Raw genomic sequence first — 15,095 nt, 5'->3', positions numbered from 1 at the left:
CACGCCCCCGCGCCGGGCGCCTCCCCGTTTGAGAAGGTGCCCCGGCGCTGGGGGGCGGCGGGTCAGACGCCGGCGTAGGAGTGCTTGCCGGTGACGAAGATGTTGACGCCGTAGTAGTTGAACAGCCAGCAGCCGAAGGCGGCCAGCGCCAGGTAGGCGGCCTTGCGGCCCTTCCAGCCGGCGGTGGCGCGGGCGTGCAGGTAGGCCGCGTAGGCGACCCAGGTGATGAACGACCAGGTCTCCTTGGGGTCCCAGCCCCAGTACCGGCCCCAGGCGTCACCCGCCCAGATCGCACCCGCGATGATCGTGAACGTCCACAGCGGGAAGACCGCCGCGTTCACGCGGTAGGAGAACTTGTCGAGGGACTGCGAGGCGGGCAGCCGCTCCATGACGGAGGTCGCGAACCGGCCCGGCTGACCGCCGCTCGCGAGCTTGTTCTCGTAGCTGTCCTTGAAGAGGTACAGGATCGTGCCGACCGCGCCGACGTAGAAGACCGCGCCGCAGAAGATCGCCGTGGAGACGTGGATGTACAGCCAGTACGAGTGGAGGGCCGGGACGAGCTGGTCGCTGGCCGTGTACAGGACGGTGACGGCGAGGCCGAGGTCGAGCAGGACCGTGGTGACCAGGGGCAGGCCGAGCCAGCGGACGTTCTTCTTCGCCGCGAGCAGTCCGAGGTAGACGCCGACGGCGACGGTGGAGAAGGTGATGTTGAACTCGTACATGTTGCCCCACGGCGCGCGCTGCACGGAGAGCGCGCGGGTGAGGACACCGGCGAACTCGACGAGGAACGCGAGCACGGTGAGGGAGATGGCGATTCGCCCGTAGAGGTCGCCCTGTTCGTCACCGCCGGAGGCGCCGGGCCCGTCCGGTACGTCGCGGGAGCCCGCGGCGGCCCGGGTGACGACCTGGGGCCGTTCCAGGACGGCGGTGCCACCGTTCTTCTGCTGGACGGTGACGGCGGGGGCGGGGGCCGCCGCCTCGGCCTTGCCGGTGAGCGCGGCGGCGGTGCGGCCGACCTTGCTGCGGCTGCCGAAGATCCATTCGGCCATGTTGGCGAAGAAGGCCAGCAGGTACACGGCCATGGACGAATAGATGAGGACGTTACTGGTGTGCGCCAGGTTCTCGTTGGTCGCGGCGGCGAGATTCACTTCTCAGCCCCTTCGGCGGCAGGAACAGCGGTTGACGGTTCTTCTGGGCTGTGGGCGGGCTCGGGGGCGCTGGGCGCCTGGGTGTGCAGGCGGCCGACGAGATCGCCCAGTTCCTCGGGGAGCTTCGCGGACTCGCTGCGGCCGAGGCCGGCCATCTCGACGACGGTCACGCCGTCGGGGCCCTCGACGGCCCGGACCCAGACGCGGCGGCGCTGGATGAACAGGGAGCCGGCGAGCCCGAAGATGGCGACGACGGCACCGCCGAGCGCCCAGGTGTCACCGGGCTGGTGGGAGATCTGGAAGGTGACCCATTCCTTGATGTCCTTGTCGAAGGTGATGGAGCCGGCCCCGTCGGGGAGCTTCATCGTCTCGCCGGGCAGCAGCCGCGTCTTGAGCGGCTGGCCCTTGGAGTCCTTGAAGGCCTTCATGTGGGTGGTGTCGAGCTGGTACACGTTCTGCGGCAGACCGGCGTCGACGCCGAGGTCGCCGTGGAGCGCGTTGACCGCGAGGACGGGGAAGTCGAGCCCGGGGTACTGGGAGAACATCGTGCCCTTGCCCGCGCCCGCGAAGGTCGGGACGAACCAGGCGCTGAAGCCGAGCTGGTCCTTCCTGCCCTTGGCGTCGCGGTAGCCGTCCATCACCTTGATGGCGCCCTGGGAGGTGATGTTGGAGTCGACGGGGAGCATCGGCACGGTCTGCTGCGAGACGACCTTGCCCTTGCCGTCGCGGACGGTGACGTTCACGGCGTAGCCGTGGCCGTTGAGGAAGATCTTGGTGCCGTCGATGTCGAGCGGGTGGTTCGAGCGGATCGCGGCCTTCTTCTCCTTGCCGCCGGGGCCCTCGGTGTAGGTGACGTCGGCGCGGAAGACGCGGGGGGTGCCCTTCTGGGGCCCTGTGCGCTCGTACGTCGCCGTGAACGTGTCGAGGTTGAAGCTGAAGGGCGTGAGGTCGTTGTCCCGGTCGAAGAGGCTGCCCGACTTGAAGTCGTCGTACTGGGTGAGGGTGTTGGCGAAGCCGTCGCCCTCGACGACGAGTTTGCCGCCCTCGAACTTGAAGAGCTGCCCCCAGGCGAAGCCGACCAGCATCACGATCAGCGCGATGTGGAAGGCCAGGTTGCCGACCTCGCGCAGATAGCCCTTCTCGGCGGCGACGGCGTCCCCCGCGAGATGGGCGCGGAAGCGGCGCTTCTTCAGCAGGGCGAGCGCGTCGGCCCGCACCTGGCCGGGGTCGGCCTCGGTGCGCCAGGTCGCGTAGGCGGGCAGTCGTTCCAGGCGCTTGGGGGCGCCCGGCGGACGGCCGCGGAGCTGGCCGACGAACTGCCAGGTGCGGGGCACGATGCAGCCGATGAGGGAGACGAACAGCAGGATGTAGATGGCCGAGAACCACACCGAGCTGTAGACGTGGAAGAGGCCGAGCTTCTCGTAGAGCGGCCCGAGCGTGGTGTGCGCCTTCTGGAAGTCGCTGACCTTGAGCGGGTCCGTCCCGGACTGCGGGATCAGCGAGCCGGGGATGGCGCCGAGCGACAGCAGGAACAGCAGGATCAGGGCGACCCGCATCGAGGTGAGCTGCCGCCAGAACCAGCGGACCCAGCCGATGACGCCGAGCTTGGGCAGGTTCGGGGAGCGATCCTCCAGCGGGGCCGTGCTGAGCTGCGCCCCGGCTTCCTGCTCCGTGGTCTCCTGGCCCTCAGGGGTGTGCGTCTTGCTCATAAGTCAGATTCCCACCTGGAAGCCGGTGGACCAGGTCCGCATCTGCCCGACGAGGCTGTCCCAAGCGCCCGTGAGCAGGAGGAGTCCGGTCAGGATCATCATGATGCCGCCGATCCGCATCACCCATGTGTAGTGCTTCTTGACCCAGCCGAAGGCGCCGAGCGCCTTGCGGAAGGCGATCGCGGCGAGCACGAACGGCAGGCCGAGACCGAGGCAGTAGGCGACGGTCAGTATGGCTCCGCGTCCGGCGCTGCCCTGGTCCTGGGACAGGATGATCACCGAGCCGAGGGTCGGGCCGATGCACGGGGTCCAGCCGATACCGAAGAGGGCGCCGAGCAGCGGGGCGCCGATCAGTCCGGCGGCGGGCTTCTTGTGGATACGGAACTCGCGCTGGGTCATCCAGGGCATCAGCCCCATGAAGAACACGCCCATGACGATCATGAGCCCGCCGAGCACCTTGTTCAGGACTTCCTGGTACTCCTGGAGCGTCTGGCCGAAGAAGCCGAACAGCGCCCCCCCGGACACGAACACGGCGGTGAAGCCGAGCACGAACAGTCCGGCACCGGCCGCCATCCGGCCCCGCCGCCGCTCCATGAGGTCGGTGCCGGTGATCCCGGTCACGTAGGAGAGGTAGCCGGGGACGAGCGGCAGCACGCAGGGCGAGAAGAAGGAGACGAGTCCGCCGACGAGCGCGATCGGGATGGCGAGGAGGAGCGCGCCGTCGGTGACGGTGTCACCGGCGGCGAGCGTGACAAGCGTGGGGGGCACCGTCGCTCACTTCTCCGCGACTACCGGGTCGAGCATCTTCCGCAGGCTCTCCTCGCTGAGCGGCTTCAGCGAGCGCGCGGCGATCTTCCCCTCCCGGTCGACGATGATCGTGGACGGGATGGCCTGCGGGTTCAGCGTGCCCTTCTCGAACGTGAGGAGCAGCTTGCCCGTCGGGTCGTAGTAGCTCGGGTACGTGACGTCGAAGCTCTTCTCGAACTCCTTCGCCGGACTCGTGCTGGTGTCCCGCGTGTTGATGCCGAGGAACCGCACGCCCTGCTTCTCGGTGTCCTTGGCGACCTTGACGAAGTTGGGGGCTTCGGCGCGGCACGGCGGGCACCAGGAGCCCCAGACGTTGAGCACGACGACCTTGCCCCGGTAGTCGGCGAGGTCGAGGGCCTTGCCCTCCAGGTCCTTGCCCGTCAGGTCGGGGGCGTCGTGCCGCTCGCCCTTCTTGACGGTGGCGATTCCGCCGGAGCTGGTCACGAAGTTGGTGTTGTTGCCGCCTCCGGACGTGCCGCCGGAGCCGCACGCCGTGAGCGCGAGGGCCAGGGTGGCGGCTCCCACGGTCAGCGTGGCGGCGCGGCGCGGGATCGCGGAGGTGCGCGGGGTGCGGCGGGCGGCGCTCATGTGAAAAGTTTCGCATGTCTGTTTAGGGGATCTTCCGCACCCCCCTCATGGACGGAAAAGCCCATCTCAGGACGGGTTTGTCGCCGCCGTCGAGGACTTCGCGGGCTGCGCGAGGAAGGCGCGCCAGCCCTCGGCGGGCCGCTGTCCGACGTCGAGTGTGCGGAGCTTGGCGAGCACCTCGGGGTCCTGCGCGTCCATCCAGTCGACGTACTGCCGGAAGGAGACGAGGCGTACGTCGCCGTGCTTGTCCCCGGTCGCGGCCATGTGCTTGAGCGCTTCCTCGACGGCGTCCATGTAGATGCCGCCGTTCCACTCCTCGAAGTGGTTGCCGATGAAGAACGGCGCCCGGTTCGTCTCGTAGGCCCGCTTGAATCCGGATATGTACGCGCCGGTGGCCTGTTCGCGCCAGGCCGGGTAGTTGTGGGCGGGCGCCTTCGTGGAGTTGAGGGACTGGTTGGCCAGCATGTTGTAGTCCATGGACAGCACCTCGAAGCCGCGCCCGGGGAACGGGACGGCTTGCAGCGGCAGGTCCCACAGGCCGTGCCTCTTCTCCGGCCAGCGCTGCCGGCCGCCGGGCGATGAGGCGTCGTAGCGCCAGCCGAGTTCGCGGGCGGCGGGCAGCAGGTTGTCCTGTCCGAGCAGGCAGGGGGTGCGACCGCCGATCAGCTCCTTGTCGTAGTCGAACGGGAGCGAGGGCAGTTCGTGCCAGCCCGTGTTCGTCCGCCACCGCTGCACGAACGACCTGGCCTGGTCGATCTCGTCGCGCCACTGCTTCGGTGTCCAGTGGGCGACGGTCCCGGAGCCCGCGCAGAAGTGCCCGTTGAAGTGCGTGCCGATCTCGTGCCCGTCGAGCCATGCCTGGCGGACGTGGGTCAGCGTCGCCTTGATGTGCTCGTCGGTGAGGTAGCCGATGTCGGAGGCGCCGACCGGGTTGTTGGGCCCGTGGTAGAGCCGCTTCTTGGACTCCGGCAGCAGGTAGAGGCCGGAGAGGAAGAAGGTCATGTGCGCGCCGTGGTCCTTGGCGAGCTTCAGGAAGCGGGGGAAGAGGCCGTTGCCCACTTCTCCCGCGCCGTCCCACGAGAAGACCACGAACTGCGGCGGCTTCTGACCCGGTTCGAGCCGCTCGGGCGCGGCGGGCTGGTGGGGCTGCTTTCCGGTGTACGCGGTCGAGCCGTCCCCGATGGGCTTGGCGACGGGCCGCTCGGGCTTCCCCGGCCGCCCGCCACGGCCGTGCCCGGCCGGCGCGACGGTCGGCGAGCCGCCCGATCCGCACCCGGCGAGCGCCGCCGTGGCCGCCGCCCCGGCCCCCAGACCGAGAAGTCCCCTACGGCTGACATCACGCATCACAACCCCATTCGTCACGCCCTGTCCCCGTTCATGGCGGGCACACAGTGAGAGGGCGTGACGATCAAGCGGGTTCCGACAATTCGTTAGTGATTGCGGGGTTTGTCAGGGAAAGGCCTGCTCTCAGGCGCCGTAGGCCTTGCCGCCGCCCGTGGTGCCCTTGGCCGGCTTGGCGCCCGCGAGCAGATGGGCGGGGACCAGGTCCCGGGCGGGCTCGGTGTAGCCGACCGAGACGATCCGGTCGCCCTGGTACGTGAACGTGGTGAGCGAGGCGAGCGTGCACTGCCGCTTGCGCGGGTCGTGCCACAGCCGCCGCTTCTCGACGAAGCTGCGCACGGTCCAGATCGGGAGCTGGTGGCTGACGCAGACCGCCTCGTGGCCGCGCGCCGCGTCCTTGGCCGCGTCGAGCGCGCCCATCATCCGCACGACCTGCTCGACGTAGGGCTCGCCCCACGACGGCTTGAACGGGTTGACCAGGTGCTTCCAGTTGTCCGGGTTGCGCAGGGCGCCGTCGCCGACGCCGAACGTCTTGCCCTGGAAGACGTTGGCCGCCTCGATGAGCCGCCCGTCGGTGTCCAGGTCGAGGCCGTGCGCCTTGGCGATCGGCGTCGCCGTCTCCTGCGCCCGCTCCAGCGGCGAGGCGACGACGTGCGTGATGTCGCGGGACGACAGGTGCTCGGCGACCCGGTCGGCCATCTGCCGCCCGAGGTCGGAGAGGTGGTAGTCGGGCAGCCGCCCGTACAGGATGCCGTCCGGGTTCTCCACCTCGCCGTGGCGCATCAGGTGGACGACGGTGATGTCCTCGTCGCTCTTGATGGTCTTGCCCTTCTCGCCGGTGCTGTCACTCATGCCGTGGCCTCCGCGGCGGCGCGCGCGGCGGCCGGGAGCGCGGCGGCGATCCGCTCGACGGCCCGCTCGTCGTGGGCGGTCGAGACGAACCAGGACTCGAAGGCCGACGGCGGCAGGTAGACGCCCTGCGCCAGCATCGACTGGAAGAACGCGGTGAAGCGGAAGGACTCCTGCGCCTTCGCGTCCTCGTAGTTCGACACCGGCGTGTCGGGGGTCGTGGTGAAGAAGACGGAGAACATGTTGGAGGCGTTCTGCACGCGGTGCGCGACGCCCTCCTTGGTGAACGCCTCCGTGACCAGGGCGCGGAGCTGCTCGCTGACCGCGTCGACCTTCGCGTACGCGGCGTCGTCGAGGAGGCGCAACTGGGCGAGGCCGGCGGCGGTGGCGACCGGGTTCCCGGACAGGGTGCCGGCCTGGTAGACCGGGCCGGCCGGGGCGAGGTGCGCCATGACGTCGGCGCGACCGCCGAACGCGGCGGCGGGGAAGCCGCCGCCCATGACCTTGCCGAAGGTCATCAGGTCGGGCACGACCCCGTCGACGCCGAACCAGCCGGCCTTCGACGTACGGAAGCCGGTCATGACCTCGTCGGAGATGTACAGCGCGCCGTTCTCCTGGCAGACGGCCTTGAGCCCGGCGTTGAAGCCGTCCCGCGGCGGGACGACGCCCATGTTGCCGGGCGAGGCCTCGGTGATGACGCAGGCGATCTCGCCGGGGTGCGCGGCGAACGCGGCCCGCACGGCGTCCAGGTCGTTGTAGGGCAGGACGATCGTGTCCCCCGCCTGGGCGCCGGTGACGCCGGGGGTGTCCGGCAGGGCGAACGTGGCGACGCCCGACCCCGCGGCGGCCAGCAGCGCGTCGACGTGCCCGTGGTAGCAGCCGGCGAACTTGACGACCTTCGCGCGGCCGGTGAAGCCGCGGGCGAGCCGGATCGCCGACATGGTCGCCTCGGTGCCGGAGGAGACCAGGCGGACCTGCTCGACCGGCGCGATCCGGGCGACGATCTCCTCGGCGAGCGCGACCTCGCCCTCCCCCGGCGTGCCGAAGGAGGTGCCGCGGGCGACGGCCTCCTGGACGGCCGCGACGACCTCGGGGTGGGAGTGGCCGAGGATCATCGGCCCCCACGAGCAGACGAGGTCGACGTACTCACGGCCGTCGGCGTCCGTCAGATAAGGACCGGTACCGGACACCATGAAACGGGGCGTACCGCCCACGGCTCGGAACGCGCGCACCGGAGAGTTCACGCCACCGGGCGTGACCTGGGCCGCACGGTCGAAGAGCCCCTGCGAAACAGGTGCCTCATAGGGATAGGGGGTGTTGTTCGCCTCTGCCATGCCTCTCAGCGTACGGCCCGCTTGCCCGGCACCCTCCGCGCGCTCCCCGGGCGGCCTAGACTCGGGCTGTCAGGGCGCTGGACGGCTTCCGTGCAGCGGTGCGGAGCCGACCACTCGCGCAGTTGTTTCACTCGGACGTTTCGGCGGGTGACCGTGGGGGAGGTCACTGACACGATGATCGGGTTGCGCGCCGGCGGTCGCGCGGCCTAGAAAAGGGCCTGGCGCCCTGAGAACAGCAGTCGGGTGGAGATATGCATCGCGGTGGCGGCGGACTGGGCGAGGGGACCGACGATCTGGGCCCCCGGCGTGCCCGGCGGGGCAAGCACCGGCGCGAGGGCCGCGACGACACGGTGGCACGGGTCCAGAGAGCGACGGGCGGCGGGGACAGCGGGAATGGTGGCCGGGTGGGGGTGACGTACAAATACTTCGGCGCGCCCGACGGCGCGACGGCCGCCCGCGTCCCGATCTCCATGCGTCCCGAGGAGCTCGGCGGTGACGAGCTGGGCATGGGCGGCATGTTCACCAAGATCAAGCCGGAGACGATGGCCGCGATGGTCCTCACCGGTATCGAGGGCATACCCCTGCACAAGGTGCCCCCGCTGGAGCTGGTCGTCCTGCATCCCGACTACGCGGTCGTGAAGCTGCCCATGACGGTCGTCGACCCGCTGCGCGGGGTGGGCGAGGAGGCCGTCGGCGCGGCGGCGTTCATCTGGTCCACGGTGCCCGACCGCGGCGGCCCGCGCGACGCGTTCAACGTCTACCAACTCCTCCACGAGTGGCAGGACTTCAGCCACCGCCTGCACGACGCGGGCCACCAGGCGTACTGCTTGGTGTGGCCCTAGGGGCCGTCTGAGCCGCGTCCCCTGATCGGCCGTCGGCCAAAGGGCTTCTTGGCCGTCTGTCACCCGGCGCGGAGCGGTGCCTTACCCGCTCCCGGCGTGCCGTGCCGGTACATCAGGGGGTGTGCGGGGCCGTACCGGGCGCCCGCCGGGGAAGGCGCTACGTATGAAGATCGCGTTTTTGCTGCACAACGTGTACGCCGTCGGCGGCACGGTGCGCACCACCCTCAACCTCGCCGCGGCGCTCGTGGAGCACGGCGGTCACGAGGTGGAGATCGTCTCGATGTCCCGCCACCGCGAGAAACCCCGGTTCGCGGTCGACCCACGGATCTCCCTCGTGCCGCTGGTGGACACGCGGGCCGGCAGCGCGGACACGCTGGACGCCGCGTACCGGGAACCGGCGCGGGACTTCCCGGCCGCCGAGAAGCGGTACAAGCAGTACACGCTCCTGCACGACCAGCGGGTCCGCGCGTATCTGGAGGACCGCTGCACCGCGGACGTCGTGGTGGGCACGCGGCCCGGCATCAACGTCTATCTCGCCCTATGGGGGCCGCGGCGCGCCCTCAAGATCGGGCAGGAGCACCTGCGGCACGACGCGCACGGCAAGAAGCTGCGCGACCGGCTCGCGCGGCACTACCGGCGCCTCGACGCGCTCGTGACGATGACGGAGGCGGACGCGGCGGTGTACCGGTCGCGGATGTCGCTGCCCGGTGTGCGGGTGCTGTCCGTCCCGAACATCGTGCCGCCGGTCACCGGACCGCTCTGCGACGGCACCTCGAAGATCGTCGCGGCGGCGGGGCGGCTCGCGCCCGGCAAGCGGTTCGACCTGCTCCTGGAGGCGTTCGCCGAGGTCGCGGCGGAGGCACCCGACTGGGAGCTGCGGATCTACGGCGGCGGCGCCCAGGAACCGCGCCTGCGCGCGCTCGTCGCCGACCTCGGGCTGACCGGCCGGGTCCGGCTGATGGGGACGGTGTCGCCGATCGAGCCGGAGTTCGCCCGGGCGGCGCTCGTGGTGAGCGCCTCCGACGCCGAGTCGTTCGGGATGACGCTGGTCGAGGCGATGCGCTGCGGGACGCCTGTGATCAGCACGGACGCGCCGCTCGGCCCCGCCGAGATCATCACGGACGGCGTCGACGGGCGGCTCGTCCCGGTCGGTGACGCGCGGGCCCTCGCCGAGGCGATGCTGGAGCTCATCGGGGATCCGGCGGGCCGCGCACGGATGGGCGCGGCGGCTCTCGCCTCGGCCCACCGCTACGACCCCGAGCCCATCGTGGCGCGATATGACTCCCTGTTCATGGAACTCCGGGCCTCTCGCCGTCGTCGAGCATGGCAGAAGTTGTGCGCCCGGACGACCAACTGGGCGCGCAGGAAAGCACGCTCGCTGCGCGCTGCGCGGTCGGGCGGTCCAGGGGGGACATCGCATGACCGACGACGCAGCCGTGCCCACGGCACCGCACAGCCGGGGCGCCTCTGAGGTGCGGGCGGCACCCGCACGGCAGCCCGCGCCGCCGGGGTCCGCCGCCCCGCCCCGCTCCTCGTGGTGGCGAGCCGGTGCGGGGCGGGGAGCGGACCGGCCGAGCGCCGACGCGTGGCTCGCGCTCGTCGCCCTCCTCTACTGCGTCTGCCAGCTCGCCCTGGTGGTGACGCGGCTGGGGCACGGTCTGGGCTGGGACGAGTCGGTGTACGTGTCGCAGTACGACCCCCGCGGCCCGGCCGTCTTCTTCAGCGCCCCGCGCTCGCGCGGCACGAGTCTGCTGACGGCGCCGCTCATCGCCGCGACCGACTCCACGGTCGTGCTCCGTATCGCCCTCGCCGTGCTGTCCTCGGCCGCGCTGTACGCCGCGTTCCGCGTGTGGCGGCCCCTGGTCGGGGCGCGGACGACGGCGCTGGCGGCGCTGCTGTTCGCCGGGCTGTGGATCACCGTGCTGTCCGGCGCGATGGCCATGCCGAACCTGTGGGTGGCGTTCGGCGCGGTCGCCGCCGTGGGCTGGTTCCTGCGCGACGAGGGCAGGGGCCGCCACTGGTGGCTGGCCGGCTGTGTCGCGGCGGTGGCCCTGTTCCGGGCGCCGGACGCGGCATGGCTGGTGCTGCCGCTGGCCGTCGCCGCCCTGCTGCCGCGCGGGCGTCGGCGCACCCTGCCGTTCCTGGCCGCGGGCCTCGCGGCGGGCCTCGTCCAGTGGGTCGTGGAGGCGTACGTCCGCTGGGGCGGGGTGCCCGAGCGGCTGCGCGTGTCCAGCGCCACCGAGGGCGACATGGGCATTCACCTGAACCTGGGCACCGCCTGGCACGCGGTCAACGGGCCGCTGCTGTGCCGCCCCTGCACGGCGGGCAGCCCCGCCCATCCCGAACTCACCCTGTGGTGGCTCGCCCTGCCCCTGCTCGCCGCCGCGGCCCTCTGGACCGCCCGCCGGTCGCGCCGCCCCGCGCCGACCGTCCTGCCGGTGGCCTGCGCCGCCGCGCTGGCGGTCCCGTACCTCCTGCTCATCGGCTACTCGGCGCCGCGCTTCCTGCTGCCGACGTACGCGCTGCTGTCCCTGCCGGTGGCGGTGCTGGCGCGGCGGCTGCGCGGCCCGCGCCCCCTCGCCGTCGCCGCGGTCGCCGTCCTCGCGCTGCACCTCGCCTCGCAGCTCGTCGTGTTGCACAGCGAGGCCGGTTCCGCCGCGCGGACCAACGCCCGCTATGTCGCCGCGGCCCGGGGTCTGCACGCCATGGGGGTGACCCCGCCGTGTCTGGTCACGGGCCCGCGCGCGCTGCCCGTCGGGTACGCGGCGGGCTGCGCCTCGGCGCAGACGAAGGGCAACAACCGCTCCACGACCCGCGCCGACCTGCTGCGCCGCGCCGCGCGGGTGCCCACCGCCCTGCTCATGGAGTCCGGCCGCCGGCCACCGCGGTACGCCCGGGACTGGACCCCGTACGAGCTGCCGCACACCGGTGGCTGGACGGCGTGGAAGGCGCCGGTGACCTCCGCCTCGCCGCTACTCGGGCCGTAGGGCGGCCAGCCGCCGCGCGAACGGCACGATCTCGAAACCGTCCGCCGGGTCCACCGAGGTGATCGCGCCCGTCAGCGAGCGGGGCGCGATCGCGGCGGCGGTGTCGACATCGGGGGTGGCCGCCGTCCCGGAGGGTGCCATGAAGCGGGCCAGCTCGGCGCCCGCGCGGGCGATCCGCCGCTCCAGGCCCTCCTCGCCCCAGTCCTCCGACGCCGCGAACACGGCGGTCGGCAGGACGAGGGCGCGCAGGTAGGTGAAGAGGGGGCGCAGCGCGTGCTCGGTGACCAGGGAGTGCCGGGCGGTGCCGCCGGTCGCGGCGACGAGCACCGGCTTGCCGGTCAGCGCGTCCTTGTCGATGACGTCGAAGAACGACTTGAACAGGCCGCTGTAGGAGGCCGCGAACACCGGGGTCACGGCGATCAGGCCGTCCGCGGCGGCCACCGCGTCGAGCGCGGCGGCCAGGCGGGCGGGCGGGAAGCCGGTGACGAAGTGCTGGGCGATCTCGGTGGCGAGGTCCCGCAGTTCGACGACCTCGGTCTCGGTCTCGACGTGTCCGGCCGTCGCGGCGGCGAGCCGGTCGGCGAGCAGCCGGGTCGAGGACGGGGAGCTGAGCCCTGCCGAGACGACGACGAGCCTCATTCCGCACTCCCTTCCGGGGCAGCCGCCTTGGCGGCGACGCGGGCGGTGTGGGTGGGGGCGTCCGGCACGTTCGCCGGGCGCTTGTTCGCGAACTCCTTGCGCAGCACCGGCACGACCTCCTCGCCGAGCAGGTCGAGCTGTTCCAGGACGGTCTTCAGCGGCAGGCCCGCGTGGTCCATCAGGAACAACTGGCGCTGGTAGTCGCCGACGACGTCACGGAAGGACAGGGTCCGCTCGATGACCTCCTGCGGCGAGCCGACGGTCAGCGGCGTCTCGCGGGTGAACTCCTCCAGGGACGGGCCGTGCCCGTAGACCGGCGCGTTGTCGAAGTAGGGGCGGAACTCGCGCACCGCGTCCTGCGAGTTCTTGCGCATGAACACCTGGCCGCCGAGGCCGACGATGGCCTGCTCGGGGGTGCCGTGCCCGTAGTGGGCGTAGCGCTGGCGGTACAGGTTCACCATCTGCCGGGTGTGGCTGGCGGGCCAGAAGATGTTGTTGTGGAAGAAGCCGTCGCCGTAGTACGCGGCCTGCTCGGCGATCTCCGGGGAGCGGATGGAGCCGTGCCACACGAAGGGCGCGACACCGTCGAGCGGGCGCGGCGTCGAGGTGAACGACTGGAGCGGCGTGCGGAACTTGCCCTTCCAGGTGACGACGTCCTCGTCCCACAGGCGGCGAAGCAGCGCGTAGTTCTCGACGGCGAGGTCGATGCCGTCGCGGATGTCCTTGCCGAACCAGGGGTAGACCGGGCCGGTGTTGCCGCGGCCCATCATCACGTCGACGCGGCCGTCCGCGACGTGCTGGAGCATCGCGAAGTCCTCGGCGATCTTCACCGGGTCGTTCGTGGTGATCAGCGTCGTGGAGGTGGACAGGATCAGGTTCTCGGTGCGCGCGGCGATGTAACCGAGCATCGTCGTCGGCGAGGACGGGACGAACGGCGGGTTGTGGTGCTCACCGGTGGCGAAGACGTCGAGCCCGACCTCCTCGGCCTTCTGCGCGATGGCGAGCATCGCCTTGATGCGCTCGTGCTCGCTCGGCGCACGTCCGGTCGTCGGATCGGTCGTGACATCACCGACGGTGAAGATCCCGAACTGCATGCTGCTCACTCTCCCGGTTTGTTGACTGTTCAACTATACCCCGGAACCGCAGGTGCGGACGGGGTATTCCCCGCAGACCAGGAGGGTGTCAGTGGCCCGCCGTACGATCCGGGCATGGAGCGGGACACCCGGGACACCCGAGGGATCGTCGATCCGGCCGCGCTGCTCACGCGCGTCCGCCTCCGGCGGCACGAGCCCGCCGAGCCCCTGCGCCCGTACGTCGAGAACTACTGGTTCATCGACTGGGACCTGCCCGCGCCCTACGCCTCGCACGTCGTGCCGCACCCCGCCGTGAACCTCACGTTCCAGTGGGACGAGGACGAAGGGCCGCCCTACGGAGAACTGACCGGCGTATCCGCGCCCGGGCTCTACACCCGCAAGATCGGCGGGCGGGGACGGGTGTGCGGGGTGAAGTTCCGGCCGGGGGCGTTCCGGCCGTTCGTGCCGCGGGTGCCGGTCGCGGAGTGGACCGGGCGGGTGCTGCCGTACGAGGAGGTGTTCCCGGCGACGGACGTGGCGGCGATCGTCGCGCCCGAGCCCGACCCGGACGACGACCGGGCCCGGGTCACCGCCCTGGACACCTGTCTGCTCGCCCTCGCCCCGGCCGCACCCGATCCGGTGGCCGAGCTGGCGCGCGGGCTCGTCGCGCGGATCCGGGCCGAGCGCGGGATGCGCCGCGTCGCGGACCTCGCGCGGGAGGAGGGGATGTCGGTGCGGTCGCTGCAGCGGCTGTTCTCCGGCCACGTCGGCGTCAGCCCCAAGTGGTGCATCCTGCGCTACCGCATCCACGAGGCGCTGGAGACGGCCGGTTCCCGCGGGGACGTCGACTGGGCCGCCCTCGCCGCCGACCTCGGCTACGCGGACCAGGCGCACCTGGTCCGCGACTTCACGGCGACGGTGGGCGTCCCGCCGACGGCCTACCCGACCTCGTAGAGCGGGATCGGAGCGGGGCCCTCACTGCTCGCGGTGCACCTTCGAGTTCGACGCCTGGGCGCGCGGCCTGACCACCAGCAGATCGATGTTGACGTGGCTGGGCCGCGTCACCGCCCACGTGATCGTGTCCGCGACATCGTCCGCCGTCAGCGGCTCCGCGACACCCGCGTACACCTTCGCCGCCTTCTCCGCGTCCCCGCCGAACCGGGTCAGCGCGAACTCCTCCGTCTTCACCATGCCGGGCGCCACCTCGATGACCCGCACCGGCGTCCCCACGATCTCCAGCCGCAGCGTCTCCGCGAGCACGTGCTCGGCATGCTTCGCCGCCACGTAACCGGCGCCGCCCTCGTACGTGCTGAACCCCGCCGTCGACGACAGCACGACGACCGTGCCGTCACCGGACGCCGTCAGCGCGGGCAGCAGCGCCTGCGTCACGTTCAGCGTGCCGATGACGTTCGTCTCGTACATCTGCCGCCACTGGTCCGGGTCGCCGGAGGCCACCGGGTCCGCGCCGAGCGCGCCACCCGCGTTGTTCACCAGCACCCCGACCGAGGTGAACGCCGTCGCGAACTCGTCCACGGCCGCCCGGTCCGTGATGTCCAGGGCGTACGCGGTGGCCTGGTGCCCCGCGCCGTTGATCTCCTCCGCCAGCGCCTCGATCCGGTCCTTGCGGCGGGCCGTGAGCACCACCCGGTACCCGGCCGCGGCCAACTGCCGCGCGGTCGCGGCGCCGATGCCGCTGCTCGCGCCCGTGACGACGGCGATACGGGAAGACGCTGCGGGGGCCATGAGCTACTCCTCGAACGGCGGGACTGTTGTACGAC

General features: G+C 71.5%; 14 protein-coding genes. 4 read left to right on the top strand and 10 right to left on the bottom strand.

Features of this window, described 5'->3' with window-relative positions; genetic code table 11:
• Window positions 1-62: 62 nt before the first annotated feature.
• From ccsB to hemL, 7 genes are all read right to left on the bottom strand, one after another.
• Complete coding sequence (gene ccsB / locus ACIRF8_RS01330) at window positions 63-1,148, bottom strand: c-type cytochrome biogenesis protein CcsB (protein ID WP_404209675.1); 1,086 nt, start codon at window positions 1,146-1,148, stop codon at window positions 63-65.
• On the bottom strand, window positions 1,145-2,857 hold the full coding sequence (locus tag ACIRF8_RS01325; protein ID WP_404209673.1) for a cytochrome c biogenesis protein ResB: 1,713 nt from the start codon (window positions 2,855-2,857) through the stop codon (window positions 1,145-1,147). The genes ccsB and ACIRF8_RS01325 overlap by 4 nt, the downstream gene beginning before the upstream one ends.
• Window positions 2,858-2,860: 3 nt before the next feature.
• The gene (locus tag ACIRF8_RS01320; protein ID WP_404209671.1) at window positions 2,861-3,625 is read right to left on the bottom strand and encodes a cytochrome c biogenesis CcdA family protein; all 765 of its coding nucleotides are present in this window, start codon (window positions 3,623-3,625) and stop codon (window positions 2,861-2,863) included.
• Window positions 3,626-3,631: 6 nt separating this feature from the next.
• On the bottom strand, window positions 3,632-4,252 hold the full coding sequence (locus tag ACIRF8_RS01315; protein ID WP_404209669.1) for a TlpA family protein disulfide reductase: 621 nt from the start codon (window positions 4,250-4,252) through the stop codon (window positions 3,632-3,634).
• A gap of 66 nt (window positions 4,253-4,318) precedes the next feature.
• A complete protein-coding gene (locus ACIRF8_RS01310; RefSeq protein ID WP_404209667.1) occupies window positions 4,319-5,596 on the bottom strand; it encodes a hypothetical protein in 1,278 nt (425 codons plus the stop codon).
• Between the two features lie 123 nt (window positions 5,597-5,719).
• Window positions 5,720-6,445 (bottom strand): histidine phosphatase family protein, encoded by a 726-nt coding sequence (locus ACIRF8_RS01305; RefSeq protein WP_404209665.1) that lies wholly within the window; start codon window positions 6,443-6,445, stop codon window positions 5,720-5,722.
• The gene (gene hemL, locus ACIRF8_RS01300; RefSeq protein WP_404209663.1) at window positions 6,442-7,776 is read right to left on the bottom strand and encodes a glutamate-1-semialdehyde 2,1-aminomutase; all 1,335 of its coding nucleotides are present in this window, start codon (window positions 7,774-7,776) and stop codon (window positions 6,442-6,444) included. The genes ACIRF8_RS01305 and hemL overlap by 4 nt, the downstream gene beginning before the upstream one ends.
• A 251-nt stretch (window positions 7,777-8,027) precedes the next feature.
• Between hemL and ACIRF8_RS01295 the strand changes: the two genes are divergently transcribed.
• From ACIRF8_RS01295 to ACIRF8_RS01285, 3 genes are all read left to right on the top strand, one after another.
• The gene (locus ACIRF8_RS01295) at window positions 8,028-8,618 is read left to right on the top strand and encodes a hypothetical protein (protein WP_404209661.1); all 591 of its coding nucleotides are present in this window, start codon (window positions 8,028-8,030) and stop codon (window positions 8,616-8,618) included.
• Window positions 8,619-8,781: 163 nt separating this feature from the next.
• Window positions 8,782-10,089, top strand: a complete 1,308-nt coding sequence (locus ACIRF8_RS01290) for a glycosyltransferase family 4 protein (protein WP_404209659.1) — start codon at window positions 8,782-8,784, stop codon at window positions 10,087-10,089.
• Entirely contained in the window at window positions 10,037-11,605 is a 1,569-nt protein-coding gene (locus ACIRF8_RS01285; protein ID WP_404209657.1) for a hypothetical protein, read from the top strand. The genes ACIRF8_RS01290 and ACIRF8_RS01285 overlap by 53 nt, the downstream gene beginning before the upstream one ends.
• Here ACIRF8_RS01285 and ACIRF8_RS01280 read toward each other — a convergent pair.
• Both ACIRF8_RS01280 and ACIRF8_RS01275 read right to left on the bottom strand, forming a co-directional pair.
• The gene (locus ACIRF8_RS01280) at window positions 11,591-12,244 is read right to left on the bottom strand and encodes a CE1759 family FMN reductase (RefSeq protein ID WP_404209655.1); all 654 of its coding nucleotides are present in this window, start codon (window positions 12,242-12,244) and stop codon (window positions 11,591-11,593) included. The two genes, ACIRF8_RS01285 and ACIRF8_RS01280, sit on opposite strands and share 15 nt — an antisense overlap.
• Window positions 12,241-13,338: an LLM class flavin-dependent oxidoreductase gene (locus tag ACIRF8_RS01275; RefSeq protein WP_404212212.1), complete on the bottom strand. Its 1,098-nt coding sequence runs from the start codon at window positions 13,336-13,338 to the stop codon at window positions 12,241-12,243. Before ACIRF8_RS01275 ends, ACIRF8_RS01280 begins: the two co-directional genes overlap by 4 nt.
• A 114-nt stretch (window positions 13,339-13,452) precedes the next feature.
• Here ACIRF8_RS01275 and ACIRF8_RS01270 point away from each other — a divergent pair, with 114 nt between their 5' ends.
• The gene (locus ACIRF8_RS01270) at window positions 13,453-14,271 is read left to right on the top strand and encodes a DUF6597 domain-containing transcriptional factor (RefSeq protein ID WP_404209653.1); all 819 of its coding nucleotides are present in this window, start codon (window positions 13,453-13,455) and stop codon (window positions 14,269-14,271) included.
• Window positions 14,272-14,292: 21 nt separating this feature from the next.
• Here the strand turns inward: ACIRF8_RS01270 and ACIRF8_RS01265 are convergent, their stop codons facing one another.
• Window positions 14,293-15,060 carry an SDR family NAD(P)-dependent oxidoreductase gene (locus tag ACIRF8_RS01265; RefSeq protein ID WP_404209651.1) on the bottom strand — a complete coding sequence of 256 codons (768 nt, stop codon included), beginning with the start codon at window positions 15,058-15,060 and terminating at the stop codon, window positions 14,293-14,295.
• Window positions 15,061-15,095: the final 35 nt, after the last annotated feature.

The sequence above is a fragment of the Streptomyces sp. NPDC102406 genome, from assembly GCF_044765725.1.
Classification (GTDB): Bacteria; Actinomycetota; Actinomycetes; order Streptomycetales; family Streptomycetaceae; genus Streptomyces.
The sequence above is the reverse complement of the archived record's forward strand: the minus strand, read 5'-3'. Positions and strand labels throughout refer to the sequence as shown.